At 65.2% G+C, this 12,946-nt stretch carries 16 protein-coding genes; all 16 read left to right on the top strand.

From position 1 onward, the window contains the following. Positions 1-6 precede the first annotated feature (6 nt). A complete protein-coding gene (locus tag APH27_RS15390) occupies positions 7-642 on the top strand; it encodes an SCO family protein (protein WP_371260221.1) in 636 nt (211 codons plus the stop codon). Positions 643-836: 194 nt separating this feature from the next. After that, positions 837-2,324: an ABC transporter substrate-binding protein gene (locus APH27_RS15385; RefSeq protein ID WP_060485263.1), complete on the top strand. Its 1,488-nt coding sequence runs from the start codon at positions 837-839 to the stop codon at positions 2,322-2,324. 12 nt (positions 2,325-2,336) lie between these two features. Beyond that, the gene (locus tag APH27_RS15380) at positions 2,337-2,978 is read left to right on the top strand and encodes a SurA N-terminal domain-containing protein (RefSeq protein WP_060485262.1); all 642 of its coding nucleotides are present in this window, start codon (positions 2,337-2,339) and stop codon (positions 2,976-2,978) included. Between the two features lie 237 nt (positions 2,979-3,215). Continuing rightward, positions 3,216-3,749, top strand: a complete 534-nt coding sequence (locus tag APH27_RS15375) for a response regulator (RefSeq protein ID WP_027916712.1) — start codon at positions 3,216-3,218, stop codon at positions 3,747-3,749. A gap of 60 nt (positions 3,750-3,809) precedes the next feature. After that, complete coding sequence (locus APH27_RS15370) at positions 3,810-5,492, top strand: GspE/PulE family protein (protein WP_060485261.1); 1,683 nt, start codon at positions 3,810-3,812, stop codon at positions 5,490-5,492. Next, entirely contained in the window at positions 5,476-6,270 is a 795-nt protein-coding gene (locus APH27_RS15365; protein ID WP_027916710.1) for a hypothetical protein, read from the top strand. The genes APH27_RS15370 and APH27_RS15365 overlap by 17 nt, the downstream gene beginning before the upstream one ends. A gap of 1 nt (position 6,271) precedes the next feature. Continuing rightward, positions 6,272-6,814, top strand: coding sequence for a PilN domain-containing protein (locus APH27_RS15360; protein WP_060485260.1), 543 nt, complete (start codon positions 6,272-6,274; stop codon positions 6,812-6,814). Next, entirely contained in the window at positions 6,801-7,364 is a 564-nt protein-coding gene (gene pilO / locus APH27_RS15355) for a type 4a pilus biogenesis protein PilO (RefSeq protein WP_027916708.1), read from the top strand. Before APH27_RS15360 ends, pilO begins: the two co-directional genes overlap by 14 nt. Further along, positions 7,364-7,888 carry a hypothetical protein gene (locus tag APH27_RS15350; RefSeq protein ID WP_060485259.1) on the top strand — a complete coding sequence of 175 codons (525 nt, stop codon included), beginning with the start codon at positions 7,364-7,366 and terminating at the stop codon, positions 7,886-7,888. Before pilO ends, APH27_RS15350 begins: the two co-directional genes overlap by 1 nt. After that, a complete protein-coding gene (locus APH27_RS15345) occupies positions 7,885-9,765 on the top strand; it encodes a secretin N-terminal domain-containing protein (RefSeq protein WP_060485258.1) in 1,881 nt (626 codons plus the stop codon). The genes APH27_RS15350 and APH27_RS15345 overlap by 4 nt, the downstream gene beginning before the upstream one ends. Further along, complete coding sequence (locus tag APH27_RS15340) at positions 9,762-10,235, top strand: type II secretion system protein (protein ID WP_027916705.1); 474 nt, start codon at positions 9,762-9,764, stop codon at positions 10,233-10,235. The genes APH27_RS15345 and APH27_RS15340 overlap by 4 nt, the downstream gene beginning before the upstream one ends. A gap of 5 nt (positions 10,236-10,240) precedes the next feature. After that, positions 10,241-10,615, top strand: coding sequence for a type II secretion system protein (locus tag APH27_RS15335; protein ID WP_027916704.1), 375 nt, complete (start codon positions 10,241-10,243; stop codon positions 10,613-10,615). Next, a complete protein-coding gene (locus tag APH27_RS15330; protein ID WP_060485257.1) occupies positions 10,590-11,117 on the top strand; it encodes a type II secretion system protein in 528 nt (175 codons plus the stop codon). Before APH27_RS15335 ends, APH27_RS15330 begins: the two co-directional genes overlap by 26 nt. Further along, positions 11,114-11,515: a curli production assembly/transport protein CsgE gene (csgE, locus tag APH27_RS15325; RefSeq protein WP_027916702.1), complete on the top strand. Its 402-nt coding sequence runs from the start codon at positions 11,114-11,116 to the stop codon at positions 11,513-11,515. The genes APH27_RS15330 and csgE overlap by 4 nt, the downstream gene beginning before the upstream one ends. After that, positions 11,512-11,925: a curli assembly protein CsgF gene (locus tag APH27_RS15320; RefSeq protein WP_060485256.1), complete on the top strand. Its 414-nt coding sequence runs from the start codon at positions 11,512-11,514 to the stop codon at positions 11,923-11,925. Before csgE ends, APH27_RS15320 begins: the two co-directional genes overlap by 4 nt. 34 nt (positions 11,926-11,959) lie before the next feature. Next, positions 11,960-12,811 carry a CsgG/HfaB family protein gene (locus APH27_RS15315; protein ID WP_027916700.1) on the top strand — a complete coding sequence of 284 codons (852 nt, stop codon included), beginning with the start codon at positions 11,960-11,962 and terminating at the stop codon, positions 12,809-12,811. The last annotated feature ends 135 nt before the right edge of the window (positions 12,812-12,946 follow it).

Raw genomic sequence — 12,946 nt, 5'->3', positions numbered from 1 at the left:
ACCACGATGCGCAGCACCGACTGGCTGGCCCTGGTGGCCGTGCTGTGGATCCTCAGCTCGGTCGCTTTCGCCCACGACGGCCATGCGCCGCAAGGGCCCAGCCCGCAACCGGCGCCGCCGGCCATGACCAGCGGTGGCGGTACCCGCGATGCGCAGACCTGGTTCACCGACACCGTACTCAAGGACCAGAATGGCCGCGCACTGCGCTTCTACAGCGATGTGCTCAAGGACAAGGTGGTGATGCTCAACGTGATTTTCACCCACTGCACCGACGCCTGCCCGCTGATCACCCGCAAGCTGCGAGACGTGCGCGATGCCATGGGGCCGGAACTGGCCAGCCAGGTGACCTTCGTGTCGATCAGCAGCGACCCGCTCAACGACACCCCGGCAGCGCTCAAGGCGTTTGCCGAGAAGCAAGGCGTGGACAGCGCCAACTGGCTGTTCCTGACCGGTGACAAGGCCAATGTCGACCTGGTGCTGGGGCGCATTGGCCAGTTCCTGCCCAGCCCCGAGCAGCACTCGACCCAACTGATTGCCGGTGACGTGGCCGGCAAGCGCTGGAGCAAGATCCGCCCGGATGCACCGCCCGCCGCCATCGCCCAGCGCATGCAGCTGCTGGCTCAGCCATTGGCCGGGCGCTAGCAGCCATGGCCCGGCCCCTGTTGGAGCCGTTGCGCGATGCCTGTAGGAGCGGCCTTGCGTCGCGAAAGGGTTGCGCAGCAGCCCCGGCGATCTTTGCGGCGAAGTTGAAATCCTGGGGCCGCTACGCGCCCCTTTCGCGACGCAAGGCCGCTCCGACAGGGGTTTGCGTTCTCCTGGTGGTTTATCTGCTGGAGATGTTCAGCAGTTCGGCATGGGCCTTGGAACTCACCGCCAACGAGCAAGCTGGCAAGCGCCTGTATCGAAACGGGGTATCGGCCAGCGACGCACAGCTGATGGCCCGCGTCGGCGCCAGCGGCATGAGCGTGCCCGCCAGCGTGCTGCCCTGTGCCAGTTGCCACGGCACTGACGGGCGCGGGCGCACCGAAGGTGGGGTTCGCCCACCCAGCCTCGACTGGCAGCGCCTGGCGCAGGGGCAGGGTGAGCGGCAAAGCAACGGTCGCCGCTACCCGGCCTACAGCGACGGCACGTTGGCCCGCGCCATCCAGCACGGCGTCGACCCGGCCGGTAATGGCCTGGACGTGGCCATGCCACGCTTCGAGCTGACCTTGGCCGACCAGCGCAATCTCACGGCGTATCTCAAGCGCCTGGGCGAAGAGCGCGACCCTGGCGTGGAGGAGGGTGTGCTGCGCCTGGGGACCCTGCTGCCAGCCAGTGGTCCGCTGGCTGGCGCCGGGCATGTCGTGCGCGCGGTGCTGGAAGATGGTGTGGAGCAGATCAACCAGCAGGGCGGTATTCATGGTCGGCGCCTGGAACTGGTGGTGGCCGATACCGGCAGCGACCAGGCCAGTGCCGAGCATGCCTTGCAGCGCATGCTGGACCAGGACCAGGTGTTCACCTTGATCGCGCCGCTGGCGCCCATGCTCGATCAGCAGCTGCCAACGCTGCTCGAACAACGGCGCGTGCCTTTGATCGGCAGCACACCGCGCAGCGGTGGCAGCTCACAGATTTTCGACCCCTTGCCCGGTATTGCCAGCCAATTGCTGAGCCTGGCTGCCCATGCCAAGGGCGCCCTGGGCCTGGCGCCCGATGGCTTGCGCGTGGTGTACGCCGGCAACGAACAAGCGGCATTGGCCGAGCAGGTGCGCGAACGTTTGCTCCAGCAAGGCTGGGCAGCACCAGCGATCCAGGCCTTTGACGGTCAGGCCGTCGCAGGGCCGGGCATCGTCTTCATCGGCCGCGCCCAGGCCTTTGCGGCGCTGGCCCAGGCGCTACAGGCCGAGGGGCGTGAACCGTACCTGTTCGCTGCCTCAAGCCAGGTAGCGGCAGCGGTGGCCAGCTTGCCGACGCAGTGGTCGCAACGGGTTTTCCTGGCCTATCCCTTCGTGCCGGACGACTGGACCGAGCAGGGCATGGCGGCACTGGCCGGCCTGCAACAGCGCCATGGCCTCGACCCACGCCAGGCATCGCTGCAGGTCAACACCTTGTGCGCCTTGAAGCTGCTGACCGAAGCCTTGAAGCAGATTGGCCGCGATGCCAGCCGCGAACAGCTGGTGGCCGCCCTGGAGAGCCTGCACGATGTCGAAACAGGCCTGACCCCGGCGCTGGGCTTCGGCCCCGGCAAGCGCCAGGGCATGGCCGGGGCCCATGTCGTCGCAGTGGCGCTGCCCGGGCCCCGGTTTACCGCTGTTGCCCCGTACCGACCCGTAGTGGACAGCCCTTGAGCGGAGGTAAGCATGCGTATCCTGTTGCTGTGCCTGTTGCTGGTGATCGCCAACGCGAGCTGGGCCGACGTGCCCGTTGCACGGGTCAACGGCGTGAACATCGACCTGATGCGCCTGGAGCGCTATTTCAGCGAGTACCTGCAGGCCCAGGGCAGGGCGGTGGCCAGCATCCGCAACCCGACGCTGTACAAGCGCCTGCGCGGGCAGGCGCTGGACGAACTGATCGACAAGGAATTGCTCTGGCAAGAGGCGCAGCGCCAGGGTATTCACATTAGTGATGAACAGGTATCAGCGCAGGTAGGTCAGATCGAGGCCGCCATCGGTAGCCCGGCCCTGTTCGAAAGGCGCCTGGCAGATGCAGGTTTCAACCGGGCGCAGTACGCTGATTACCTGCGCCACGAATTGGCCGCGCAGCAGGTGTACGCCCAGCTCAGCGCGGTAGACGAGCCCAGCCGAGGCGAAATCGAGGCGTTCTACCAGGCCAATCGGCAGACACTGCAAGGTGCGCAGAACCAAAGTGCTAATACCTCGGTCATACCCGAACCGGGCCTGGAGCTGGCCAAGGCTGCGCTCATCGGCCAGTTGCAGGCGCAGGCGCGCCAATCCGTGCGCCAACGTTTGCGCGAATCCGCTACAGTGGAGGTCGCTGACTGAGGCCCACGAATGGATTTCCCCAAAACTGGGGAATAACGGTTTGGCAAAGTGCCATCACCTTCCCCGGTTGTGGGGAACAGCGCCTGTGCCTGTGTTGCAGGGTTTGGCACAACCGAGCAAGATCAATGACTTACAGTGGTGCGAAATGTCTATTCACGCCTGGCACGAAGCCTGCTCAAGCCTTATCGAGGCCGCACTTCGCAAACCGGGTAACCGGGCAGTATTTGGGAGTCGACCTTGGTGAACAGAGTATTGGTAGTCGATGACGAACAGACCCTTGCGCAGAACCTGCAAGCGTACCTGCAGGCACAAGGCCTGGAAGCTCACGTCGCCCACGACGGTGCCAGTGGTATCGAGCAGGCTCAAAGCCTGGCACCGAAAGTGATTGTGCTGGATTACCGCTTGCCCGACATGGAGGGGTTTCAGGTTCTGGAGACCGTGCGCAAGAACAGGCAGTGCCATTTCGTGCTGATCACCGCCCACCCGACTGTCGAAGTCCGTGAGCGGGCCGCCGATCTTGGTGTGAGTCATGTCCTGTTCAAGCCGTTCCCGATGGCGGAACTGGCCCGCGCGATCTTCGACCTGATGGGCATCGAGCGCCGGCGCAGGGCAACTGACGATCCAGCCGAAGGGTTTATCGAACGACGCCAGAACAGGAACGAATCGTTCCCCTTGCAGTTGTACGATGGCAGCTGGGTGTTGGCCGATCGCCGCCGTAGTGGCGCCAAGCCCCCAGGACCTGACGACGACCAACTGCTCACCGGGGAATAGCGGCGCCCGCTACCCTGGCCAAGCCAGCCTGCGACGCGCCCCTGAGCGGAGTCGCAGGCCATGTCAGACGCACTCGATACACTTGCCGGCAAGCACAGCGCCTATCCTCGCGACCTTTTGGCCCAGGCCCGCCTGCAAGCTGGCGACGAACGCCTGCTCAACTGCCTGGAGCGGCTGGCCAACGAAACTCCCGACTGCTTCATCCAGCGCCTGGGCCTTACCCTGCATTACCCGGTGCTGCAAACCCAGGCCCTGCTGGCCAGCACCCCACGCTTCGACAAGGTCAGTCTGGCCCAGTGCCTGAAGCGCGAGTTCGTGCTGATCGAGCAGGGCGGCGAGCTGATCGGCGTGTTCGCCGACCCCTTCGACCACGCCCGCCTGGCCTGGATCGACGACAACCTTCAGGGCGCGCCTCTTTACCTGGCCCACCCCGCCGACCTGGCCACCTTCCTGGCCCGCCACGAAGAAAGCTTCCACGCCGTCGACGCCCTTGACCATGACGGCGAAGCCAGTGGTGATAACGACCCGCTGCAACGCTTGTCGCTGACCAGCATCAGTGAAGACCAGAGCAAGGTGGTCAAGCTGGTCAACTCGACCCTGTACGACGCCCTCAAACAGCATGCCAGCGACATCCACCTGGGCATGACCGGCCAGGGCCTGACCATCAAGTACCGTATCGACGGTGTGCTAAATGGCGCCGGCAAGGCCAGTGGCAGTGCCTTCGCCGACCAGGTGATCTCGCGCATCAAGGTCATGGCCGAACTGGACATCGGCGAAAAACGCGTGCCCCAGGACGGCCGCTTCAAGGTCGCCATCGGCGAGCGGCAGATCGACTTCCGTGTGTCGATCATGCCAAGCATCTTCGGCGAGGACGCGGTGCTGCGGGTGCTCGACAAGCAAGACCTGTCCGACCGCGTCAGCGGCGTGCAGTTGCAGGCCCTGGGGTTTGCCGACGAAACCCTGCGTGCCCTGCGCCGGCTGGCTTGCGAGCCCTATGGCATGATCCTGGTCACTGGGCCTACCGGCAGCGGCAAGACCACCACCCTGTACGCGATGATCAGCGAGATCAACCACGGCGTGGACAAGATCATCACCATCGAAGACCCGGTCGAATACCAGCTGCCCGGCGTGCTACAGATTCCGGTCAACGAGAAGAAAGGCCTGACCTTCGCCCGCGGCCTGCGCTCTATCCTGCGCCACGACCCGGACAAGATCCTGGTCGGTGAGATCCGCGATCCGGACACCGCACAGATCGCCGTGCAGTCGGCGCTCACCGGCCACCTGGTGTTCACCACCATCCACGCCAACAACGTCTTCGATGTGATCGGCCGCTTCAGCCAGATGCAGGTCGACCCCTACAGCTTCGTCTCTGCCCTCAACGCCGTGCTGGCCCAGCGCCTGATCCGCCTGGCCTGCCCGCACTGCTGCACGCCCTGCGAGGCCGATGACGAAATCCTCACCGCTTCGGGCCTGACCCGCGCAGCAGTAACCGGTTGGAAGTTCGTCCGCGCCCAGGGTTGCGGCCAGTGCCGTGGCAGCGGCTACCGCGGGCGCAGCGCGATTGCCGAACTGCTGCACCTGGACGACGACCTGCGGCAGATGATCGTCGAACGCCGCCCCCTGGCGCAGATCAAGCAGCTGGCCTGCCAGCGCGGCCTGCGCCTGCTGCGTGCCTCGGCCCTGGACCTGGTCCGCGATGGCCGCACCACACTCGAGGAGATCAACCGTGTCACATTCATCTGATCGTGGCGCTTACAAGTACAGCGCCGTACTGGGTGCTGAAGGTGTCGGCCTGGGTTGCTGGCACGCCAATCAACATCAGTGGCTGGGCAGCCGCGCGTTTACCTGCGATGCCGCGCAGCAACCGGCCTGGGAAGCCGCCTTGCAAACCCTGAGTGCGCTGCTGGCCGAGCATGCTGTCAAGGGAGCACAGTTGCGGGTGCTGCTGTCGGCCCGCTACAGCCGCTTCTGCCTGGTGCCGTGGAGCGATGCCATCGGCCACCCACGCGAGCTGGATGCCTACGCCCGGGCCTGCTTCGAGAACCTCTACGGTCAGTCGCTGGACGACTGGCGCATCGTCCTCTCGCCCGAGCCTGCCGGGGCCGCGCGCATCGCCACCGCGCTGCCCGAGGCACTGCTGCAAGGCCTGCAGACCTTGGGCCGGGAAAGCCGCCTGAGCCTGCGCTCGGTGCAGCCGTACCTGATGGCCGCCTACAACCGCTGCTCGGCGCAACTGGAGCAGGGCGACTTCCTGTTCGTGCTCGCCGAACCGCGCCGCAGCGTGTTGCTGCTGGCGGCCGGTGGCGCCTGGCAACAGGTGCTGGCCCAAGGCTGCGCCGACAGCGACCAGGCTCTGCAGGCGTTGATCGAACGCACCTGCGAGCTATACGGCGAGCACCTGCCACGGGTCTACCTGCATGCCCCGGGGCGGGGCGATGTGCCGCAACTGACGGCGGTGCAGCTGTGCCAACCGGCCGCCGACAGCGACCCGCTATGCGCCATGTGGCGGGCGGTGGCCTGACATGCGCCGCCTCGACCTGGAATTCCAGCCCCGTCGCAGTGGCCCGTTGGCCTGGTCGCTGCTGGCCCTGAGTGCAGCCACCGTCGCCTTGCTGGTGCTGGTGCAGCAGCAGCTGCAGGTCGAGCAGCTAGACCTGGACGCCCGCGTGCACAGCCTGGAACTGCAACTGGGCCGTCGCCCGGCACCGGCTGCCCCACAGAACAGCGCCGCCAGCCGCGAGCAGGCCGAACGCCTGGCGCAGATGCGCAGCGTCTCGCAGCAGCTGCAACGGCCCTGGCAACAGCTGTTCGCCATGCTCGAAGCGCAGCCGCAGGAAGACGTTGCACTGCTGACCTTGACCCCGGATGCGCGCAAGGGCCAGGTCCGTATCACCGCCGAGGCTCGCAACCTGGAAGCGATGCTGCAGTACCACCAGCGCCTGGAGCAAAGCGACGCGCTCAGCGATGTCTCGCTGCTCAACCACGAAGTGGTGGCCGGGCAAGCCGAGCACCCGGTGCGTTTCAACCTTACCGCCACCTGGGAGACCGGCCATGCGCGTCCCTGATGCTGTAAACAGCTTGGTCCTTCAGGAGCACCTGCGCCGCATCGGCCCGGTCGGCCTGGGCGCCGCCGCAGTCGCCGTGCTCGCCGTTGGTATCGCGCTGGTTGGCGTAGTCCCGCAGTGGCAGGCGGTGCGCGAATTGCGCGCCAGCGAAGCCGATGCCAGGGTGCAAGTCGAACGGGTCAAGCGCGGCGAGCTGAAGGTCGCCGTCAAGCCTGAACAGCAGGCGCTGGACAGCCTGCGCCAGCAGCTGCCCGGGCAGCCAGAAGCCAGCGAGCTGATCGAACGCCTGTACCACCTGGCCAGCGCCGAGCACATCAGCCTGGCGCGCGGTGAGTACGCCTTGGGGGTCGATCCCAAGACCCAGCTGTCGCGCTACCAGATCATCCTGCCAGTGCGCGGCAGCTACCCGCAGATCCGCGGCTTTCTGCGCGGCCTGATCGGCCAGCTGCCGACCCTGGTACTTGAAGACCTGGAGCTGCAGCGTAAAACCATCGGCGACACCGAACTCAACGGCCGGGTACGCCTGACCCTCTACCTGTCGAGGTCGTGATGAACACTCAACGCGCAGTGATGTGGCTGGGCTTTTTGGGGGTATCGGCAGCGTTGGCTTGGGCGCCAGGGCACTGGTTTAACCAGGAAGATAGCGTCGCTCCCTTCGCGGGTAAACCCGCTCCCACAGGTTCCGCAGGCGACGCCGCCCCTGTGGGAGCGGGTTCATCGGGGCGCCGAACCGCCGCGAAGGCGCCGGAACAGGCTTCCAGGGATCTGTTCCCAGCTCAGCAATGGACCAAGCCACAAGCCTTGGCCACCGTCACCGAACAACCCGTAGCCGCCGCGCCCGTGGTAACTGCGGCCCCCACCGCCCCGGCGCTGCCGTTCCAGTTCGTCGGCCGCATGGGCGACCGCGACGACCTGCAGATCTTCCTGCAGAGCGGAGAAAAGCTGTACGTCGTGCGCAAGGGGGACGTGATCGACAGCACCTACCGCCTCGACAACGTTTCGGCCAATGAGCTGGACCTGGTTTATCTGCCTTTGCATCAGTCACAGACCTTGTCTGTAGGGAGCGCACCATGAAGTCGTCGAAGATGTGCAAGCCTGCTCCGTTCATGCTGCTGGCGCTGTGCGTGGCCATCGCCGGCTGCGGCTCCAGCGGGGTGCGCAAGGACAGCGCCGAGCTGATGAAGGAAGGCCAGTACGAGGCCGGGATCGCCCGCCTGGAAGAAGCCCTGAGCGAAAACCCGCGCGACACCGAGCTGAACATCGCCCTGGCCCACGGACGCCAGGCTGCGGTGGAAGCGCTGATCAGCCAGGCTGATGCCGACCGTATCCGCCACGACTTCACCAGTGCCCGCATGGGCTACAGCCGGGTGCTGACCATCGAGCCGAACAACCGCCGCGCCCAGGAAGGTATCCGTAACCTGGAGCTCATCCGCACCCTCGACGAGCGCGTGGCGCTGGGCCAGGCCGCATTGCGCCAAGGTGACCTGTTCGGCGCAGAGCGCTACATGCGCGAAGTGCTGCGCCTGGATCCACAGAACCAGAAAGGCATCGCGCTGCGCACCGACATCGAGAACGTGCAGGCCCGCACCGCGCAGCCGTTTCCGCAACTGCGCAGCAAGCTGGAGCGCCCGGTGACCCTGGAGTTCCGCGACGCGGGCCTGAAGACTATCTTCGAAGTGCTGTCGCAGGTCGCCGGCATCAACTTCATCTTCGACAAGGACCTGCGCCCAGACATGAAAGCCACGATCTTCGTGCGTGACGTGCGTATCGAAGATGCCATCGCGCTGCTGTTGGAGCAGAACCAGCTGCGCCAGAAGATCGTCAACGACAACACCTTGCTGGTCTACCCCGATTCGCCGCAGAAGACCAAGGACTACCAGGAACTGGTCATGCGCACTTTCTACCTGACCAGCATCGACGCCAACACCGCGCTGAACATGGTCAAGACCATGCTCAAGACCCGTGACGTGTTCGTCGACGAACGCCTCAACACCCTGACCATGCGCGATACCCCCGATGCCGTGCGCATGGCCGAAAAACTGCTGCAGTCGCAGGACCAGTCCAACCCGGAAGTGGTGCTGGAAGTGGAGGTGATGGAAGTCGCCACCTCGCGCATCCTCGACCTCGGCCTGCAATGGCCGAACACCTTCGGCGTGCTGACCAACGATGGCAACCCGGTCAGCGTGCTCGACCAACTGCGCGGCATCAACTCCAGCCGCATCAGCATTTCGCCGGCCCCGCAGGCCAAGATCAATGCCCAGGACAAGGACATCAACACCCTGGCCAGCCCGGTGATCCGCGTCAGCAACCGTGAGCAGGCGCGCATCCACATCGGCCAGCGGGTGCCGATCATCAGTGCCACCTCGGTGCCGTCCACCCAAGGCCCGGTGATCACCGAAAGCGTCACCTACCTGGATGTTGGTCTGAAGCTTGAAGTACAGCCCACCGTGCACCTGAACAACGAAGTTGCGATCAAGATTGCCCTGGAAGTGAGTAACGCCACGCCGCTGGAGGCCACCCGCCAGGGCACCATCCCGGTTCAGGTCGATACCCGCAACGCGCAGACCAGCCTGCGCTTGCACGATGGCGAAACCCAGGTGCTGGCCGGCCTGGTGCGCAACGACCACAACGCCAGCGGCAACAAGATCCCTGGCCTTGGCGACATCCCTGGCCTGGGGCGCTTGTTCGGCAGCAACAAGGACGACATGAGCAAGTCCGAGCTGGTGCTGGCGATCACCCCGCGCATCGTACGCAACCTGCCGTACCAGAGCCCCTCGGATATGGAGTTCGGCACCGGCACCGAGTCGAGCATGCAGGTGCGCCAGGCGGCGCCGCTGCCAGTGCGTGATGTGCCAGGCGACATACCGAGCGACAGCCAGGACAGCGCACCGGTGGTGCAAAGCCAGGTGGCCACTGCCCCAGCCCCGATCACCGTGAGCCCACGGCCATGAAACGTCGCCAGCAGGGTTTCAGCCTGATCGAAGTGGTGCTGACCCTGGCCCTGCTCGGGATGCTCGCGACCATGGCCGCGCCACTGACCGAAACGGTGGTGCGCCGTGGCAAGGAGCAGCAGCTGCGCGAGGCGCTGTACCAGATCCGCGACGCGATCGATGCCTACAAGCGTGCCTTTGACGCCGGGTTCATCGAAAAGCGCCTGGATGCCAGCGGCTACCCGCCGAACCTGCAGGTGCTGGTCGATGGCGTGCGCGATGTGCGCAGCGCCAAGGGCGCCAAGTTCTACTTCCTGCGGCGCATCCCGCACGACCCGCTGGTGGCGGCCAAAAGCGAGGACGAAGGCGGTTGGGGCCTGCGTGCGTACGCCAGCAGCCCCGACAACCCGCGTGAAGGCGAAGACGTCTTCGACGTGTATTCCAAGGCCCGCGGCAAGGGCCTTAACAACATCCCCTACGGGCAATGGTGACGGCCATGAAACGCAGCCGAGGCTTCACCCTGATCGAACTGCTGGTGGTGATGGCGATCATCGCCACGCTGATGACTATCGCCATGCCGCGCTACTTCAACAGCCTGGACAGCTCCCGCGAGGCCACCTTGCGCCAGAGCCTGTCGGTGCTGCGTGAAGCCCTGGACCATTACTACGGCGACACTGGCCACTACCCGGAATCACTGGAACAACTGGTGGAGCAGCGCTATCTGCGCAATACCCCGGTTGACCCGATCACCGAGCGCAGCGACGCCTGGCAGTTGGTGCCACCGCCCGAGGGCGTGGCCGGCGGCGTCGCCGATATCAAGAGCGGTGCCACAGGGAGGGCGCGTGATGGCAGCCTGTTCGCGGAATGGTAAGGCCAGCGCCGGCTTCACCTACCTGGGCGTGCTTGTGCTGATCGCAATCAGCAGCGTAGCCCTGGCAGCGACCGGCACGGTGTGGTCCAGCGTCGCCCAGCGCGAGCATGAGCGCGAGCTGCTGTGGGTCGGTGGCCAGTATGCCCAGGCCCTGCGCAGCTACTATCGCGCCTCGCCAGGCCTGGCCCAGTACCCCAAGGAGCTTGCCGACCTGCTCGAGGACAACCGCTTCCCGCAGGCCAAGCGGCACATCCGCCGCTTGTACCCGGACCCGATCACCAACAGCGACGACTGGGGCCTGCTGCGCGCCATCGATGGCCGTATCACCGGGGTGCACAGCCGCTCCGATGCCACTCCGTTCAAACGCAGCGGCTTCGAGACGCAGTTCTCCGGTTTCGAAGGCCTGGAGCACTACAGCGACTGGCAGTTCGTCGCCGAGCAGGCCTTCAACGAAAGCGCCGGTGGCGCCCGTACCCATGCAGGCCCGGGAGACACGCCATGAAACGCCTGCACGCGCTGTACCTGTGCCTGCTGCTGGCAGCCGGGTTGCCGGGCGCGGCCATGGCCGACGCCGAGGACGAGATGAAGGGCTTCATCGTCGACAACACCATCTCGCACATCGGCCACGACTTTTACTACTACTTTGCCGACCGCCTGCGTGCCACCAGCCGCCTGGACTTCAACCTGGTGGTGCGCGAGCGCCCCGATGCCCGCTGGGGCAGCCTGGTGACCGTGGAGTTCGACCGCGACGTGCTGTACCGCCGCTTTCTGCCCCCGAACGTCACTCAATTAAAAGAAGAGGCGGTGATGGCCGCCGACCTGGTCAAGCAGGAGGTCATTCAGCGCAAGCTGCAACGTCTGCTGCAGGACACCACTGATCTGGAGAGGGATGAGCTATGAACACGTGCATACCCCGTTACCTGGCGGCTGGCCTGCTGCTCGGTGCCTGCACCGTCCAGGCCACCGAGCTGGTGTACACCCCGGTCAACCCGGCGTTCGGTGGCAACCCGTTGAACGGCACTTGGCTGTTGAACAACGCCCAGGCGCAGAACGACTACGACGACCCGGACCTCAAGGACCGCGCCTCCGCCATTGGCGGGACCTCGGCCCTGGAGCGCTTCAGCAACCAGCTGGAGTCGCGGATGTTGTCGCAGCTGATGGACAACATCAGCAACGGCAAGACCGGCAGCATGGCCACCGATGCGTTCCTGATCGATGTCATCGATGACTCCGGTGCCCTGAGCATCAAGGTCACCGACCGCGCTACCGGAGAAACTTCGCTCATTGAGGTCAGTGGCCTGAACCCCTGAGAGGGACTGGCCGTTTAGCTGGGGAGAGAGCACCATGAAACGTCTGCTGAGCACTCTACTGATCGTCGCCACCCTTGCGGGCCTGCAAGGCTGCGGCCTGCGCGAGCCAATGCCGGCCGAACAGGACACGGAAACCCCGACCTTGACGCCACGCGCTTCGACCTACTATGACCTGATCAACATGCCGCGCCCCAAAGGCCGCTTGATGGCCGTGGTGTATGGCTTCCGCGACCAGACCGGGCAGTACAAGCCGACCCCGGCCAGCTCGTTCTCCACCAGTGTCACCCAGGGGGCAGCGAGCATGCTGATGGATGCCCTGAATGCCAGCGGCTGGTTCGTGGTGCTGGAGCGCGAGGGCCTGCAGAACCTGCTGACCGAACGCAAGATCATCCGTGCTTCGCAGAAAAAGCCCGATGTGCCCGAAAACATCATGAGCGAACTGCCACCGCTGCAGGCTGCCAACCTGATGCTTGAAGGCGGCATCATCGCCTACGACACCAACGTGCGCAGCGGCGGCGAGGGAGCCCGTTATCTCGGCGTCGACATTTCCCGCGAGTACCGGGTCGACCAGGTCACGGTCAACCTGCGTGCGGTGGACGTGCGCACCGGGCAGGTGCTGGCCAACGTGATGACCAGCAAGACCATCTACTCGATTGGCCGCAATGCCGGGGTGTTCAAGTTCATCGAGTTCAAGAAGTTGCTGGAAGCCGAGGTGGGCTACACCACCAACGAACCGGCGCAGCTGTGTGTGCTGTCGGCGATCGAGGCGGCGGTGGGGCATTTGCTGGCCCAGGGGATCGAACGGCACCTGTGGCAGGTGGCGGGGGATCCGGGGGAGGGCAAGGCAGAGGTGGACAAGTTCCTCAGCCAGAATCAGCCGCAGTGATGGGCTTTGGGTGTTGGCTTGAGGTTTTGGGTGCCAGTGAGATCGAGCGCCGCCCGCGCGGCGCATCGCGGATAAATCCGCTCCTACATTTGTTGCAACGTACCAAACCTGTTGCGCCATGGTTGCCTGCCTTGA

This window comes from Pseudomonas sp. NBRC 111123 (assembly GCF_001320205.1).
Lineage (GTDB): Bacteria > Pseudomonadota > Gammaproteobacteria > Pseudomonadales > Pseudomonadaceae > Aquipseudomonas > Aquipseudomonas putida_J.
This window is presented reverse-complemented; position numbering and strand designations above follow the sequence as displayed.

Bases quoted from the DNA above. Each gene is read 5' to 3' on its own strand.
- csgE (WP_027916702.1), top strand. From the start codon at position 11,114: ATGAAACGCCTGCACGCGCTGTACCTGTGCCTGCTGCTGGCAGCCGGG.
- APH27_RS15345 (WP_060485258.1), top strand. From the start codon at position 7,885: ATGAAGTCGTCGAAGATGTGCAAGCCTGCTCCGTTCATGCTGCTGGCG.
- APH27_RS15385 (WP_060485263.1), top strand. From the start codon at position 837: ATGTTCAGCAGTTCGGCATGGGCCTTGGAACTCACCGCCAACGAGCAA.
- APH27_RS15380 (WP_060485262.1), top strand. From the start codon at position 2,337: ATGCGTATCCTGTTGCTGTGCCTGTTGCTGGTGATCGCCAACGCGAGC.
- APH27_RS15335 (WP_027916704.1), top strand. From the start codon at position 10,241: ATGAAACGCAGCCGAGGCTTCACCCTGATCGAACTGCTGGTGGTGATG.
- APH27_RS15370 (WP_060485261.1), top strand. From the start codon at position 3,810: ATGTCAGACGCACTCGATACACTTGCCGGCAAGCACAGCGCCTATCCT.
- APH27_RS15330 (WP_060485257.1), top strand. From the start codon at position 10,590: ATGGCAGCCTGTTCGCGGAATGGTAAGGCCAGCGCCGGCTTCACCTAC.
- APH27_RS15320 (WP_060485256.1), top strand. From the start codon at position 11,512: ATGAACACGTGCATACCCCGTTACCTGGCGGCTGGCCTGCTGCTCGGT.
- APH27_RS15315 (WP_027916700.1), top strand. From the start codon at position 11,960: ATGAAACGTCTGCTGAGCACTCTACTGATCGTCGCCACCCTTGCGGGC.
- APH27_RS15340 (WP_027916705.1), top strand. From the start codon at position 9,762: ATGAAACGTCGCCAGCAGGGTTTCAGCCTGATCGAAGTGGTGCTGACC.
- APH27_RS15360 (WP_060485260.1), top strand. From the start codon at position 6,272: ATGCGCCGCCTCGACCTGGAATTCCAGCCCCGTCGCAGTGGCCCGTTG.
- APH27_RS15350 (WP_060485259.1), top strand. From the start codon at position 7,364: ATGAACACTCAACGCGCAGTGATGTGGCTGGGCTTTTTGGGGGTATCG.
- APH27_RS15390 (WP_371260221.1), top strand. From the start codon at position 7: ATGCGCAGCACCGACTGGCTGGCCCTGGTGGCCGTGCTGTGGATCCTC.
- pilO (WP_027916708.1), top strand. From the start codon at position 6,801: ATGCGCGTCCCTGATGCTGTAAACAGCTTGGTCCTTCAGGAGCACCTG.